3 protein-coding genes are annotated in these 2,286 nt (G+C 70.7%); 1 reads left to right on the forward strand and 2 read right to left on the reverse strand.

Annotated features, from left to right (window positions below):
- The first annotated feature begins 406 nt into the window (after positions 1–406).
- On the forward strand, positions 407–1,009 hold the full coding sequence (locus ACLEQD_RS41695; RefSeq protein WP_410391459.1) for a LysM peptidoglycan-binding domain-containing protein: 603 nt from the start codon (positions 407–409) through the stop codon (positions 1,007–1,009).
- 112 nt (positions 1,010–1,121) lie between these two features.
- On the opposite strand, the gene ACLEQD_RS41700 is transcribed toward ACLEQD_RS41695, so the two are convergent.
- Together ACLEQD_RS41700 and ACLEQD_RS41705 are read right to left on the reverse strand one after the other, a co-directional pair.
- The gene (locus ACLEQD_RS41700) at positions 1,122–1,373 is read right to left on the reverse strand and encodes a hypothetical protein (RefSeq protein WP_410391460.1); all 252 of its coding nucleotides are present in this window, start codon (positions 1,371–1,373) and stop codon (positions 1,122–1,124) included.
- 235 nt (positions 1,374–1,608) lie between these two features.
- Entirely contained in the window at positions 1,609–2,127 is a 519-nt protein-coding gene (locus ACLEQD_RS41705) for a hypothetical protein (protein WP_410391461.1), read from the reverse strand.
- Between the last annotated feature and the right edge of the window lie 159 nt (positions 2,128–2,286).

The raw sequence follows: 2,286 nt of genomic DNA on the forward strand, positions 1-2,286 counted from the left end.
CGCCCCCGCCCGGTGCCTCCTGCCCGCGCTCCAGGCCGGGACCTATGGCGCGGCCTGCACGGAGGACGCGGCCTGCGGCGCCCGGGGGGTATGCGCCCGGCTGGAGGTGGACGGCGACGACGCCTGCCGCTGCTTCACCCCCTGCGAGGCCACCGCCGACCCTCGGGCACCGGAGGACGGAGAGGACAGCGGGTGCGCCAGCGGCCCCGGAGGCCTGGGCGCGACACTCGCCGTCCTGCTGGGGCTGTTCTGGCGCCGGTCCCACCGGAGGCGTCCAGGAAGTCGGTCCCGGGCAGGACTCCGCGTGAAAGCACCTACAAAACCGCAAGTGTAGGCGAAACTCCGCGAACCAGATTCCGAGAATCAGGCATCGACGTTTTCGGCAATCGCAAAGGTCCCTCCCCCCATGGACTACAAGATCAAGTCGGGTGACACGCTGAGCGCGCTGGCCAAGCGCTACAACACGGACGTGGATTCGCTGGTGAAGGCGAACCCGAACATCACCAACAAGGACCTCATCTACGCGGGGGCGACGCTCAACATCCCGGGCAGCAAGGATGAGTTCCAGGCGCAGGGCGCCAGCAACGGGCCGAACCTGACGGGCGGGACGCAGCAGACGCAGGGCTCGCAGGCCGTGGGTGACGTGCCCCCGGGCCAGGTCGGTGACTGGATCCAGCAGGCCATGGACATCCTCAAGGCCAACGGCGTCCCGACGGACAAGATGAACCCCCAGGACATCGCGAAGATCATCCAGCACGAGTCCAGCGGGAACCCGAACGCCATCAACAACTGGGACTCCAACGCCCAGAAGGGCACCCCGTCCATCGGCCTGATGCAGACCATCCAGCCGACGTTCGACGCGTACAAGCTCCCCGGCCACGACAACATCCGCAACCCGGTGGACAACATCATCGCCGGCGTCCGCTACTCCATCGCCCGCTACGGCTCCGTGTCCAACGTCCCCGGCATCCAGGGCCTCAACAGCGGCAGCGGCTACGTCGGTTACTGACCGGCGACTCAAGGCCAGACGCACCGCGCCCCGCGGTGGAAGGCGGTTCCCTCACGAAGAGGGCTCTTCCGTCTCCCACGCGGGGCGTCGTCGTTCCAGTGGCTCTTCGCGCTCAGCCCCCGTGCAGCCGGGAGCGGTCGCGCGGGCCGCCCGCGCGCTTGATGTGGATCTGGCTGGGCGCCTTCTTTCGCCCCCGCAGCCCGGTGCCCCGGTTGTTGCGCCGGGGGCCGTGGTCGCTGGCGGCGGGGCCCAGCGTCACGCGCTTCAGCTCCTTCTGCCGCAACAGCGCCGCCTCGTCGTCATGGGCCAGTGTCTTGCGCCCCTTGCTGGCCTGCACGCTCGGCTGGGCCGCATGGGGATCCACGCGTCGCTTGTTCTTGATACCTGCCACTCGGGTCCGCACGGACATGGAGGTCCTCCTTGGAGGAGAGGTAGGGACCCCGGCGGGGTGATGCCATCCCTGGCGACGGGCGGGACAGGGGCCGCTCCGGGAGCATGCGGGACGCGGGCGCCCGGTGGCGCGGGATGACAGGGGGCACGCGTGCGGCGGCACTTGCGGCCCGGGAATCACCCCGGGCACGGCCGGTACCGCGCGGCGCTCAGGTGAGGTCTTCGTTGTCGCGGCGGGCGCGCTTCTTCGCCTTGGGCTTGCCGGACTTGCCCGCCGCCTTCGCCTTCGGCTTGCTCGCGGGCTCCGGCGGGAACAGCCAGCCGTCCTCGGGGCGGGGCTGGGAGGCGTTCACCGGCTCCAGGTGCTGGCCGCGGCAGCCGCGGCACCAGGACTGCGGACGGCGCTGGCCCCGGCTCATGATGCGGAAGCCGAAGTCCTGCTCCGTGGGGCCCACGTGGCCGCAGCGCGGGCAGCGCGTCATGGACGTGGTGCCCGTCTCCTTGGCCTTCTCCCGCCCGTGCTCCACCACCAGCGCCAGCGCGGCGGCGAACCCCAGCTTGCGCTCCGTGGGCACGTGGAACTGACGCGCGCGCTTGCGGCTGCCCGGGCTCATCACCGGCAGGAGGTCCAGGCCTCCCAGGAGATTGCGCTGCTCCAGGACTCGCGACGGAGACGATGGCGGGGTCGAGTGGCTCACGCGATCATTTCTACGCGAGGGGTCTGACATGCCCGGTTCACGCGCCGGGTCGCCAGGTCCCCCTCCGTTCGGAGGTCTGGACACATGTTCAGTAACCCCTGGCATTTCCAGGAGATTCCCCCTGGTGGCCGGGCGGGGGTGGGGCGTCTGGAGGTGGGGCCCGCCTGCCTGCCCGGCGCTGGCGTGGGG

This window comes from Corallococcus sp. 4LFB, from assembly GCF_046520365.1.
In the GTDB taxonomy this organism is placed as follows: domain Bacteria; phylum Myxococcota; class Myxococcia; order Myxococcales; family Myxococcaceae; genus Corallococcus; species Corallococcus caeni.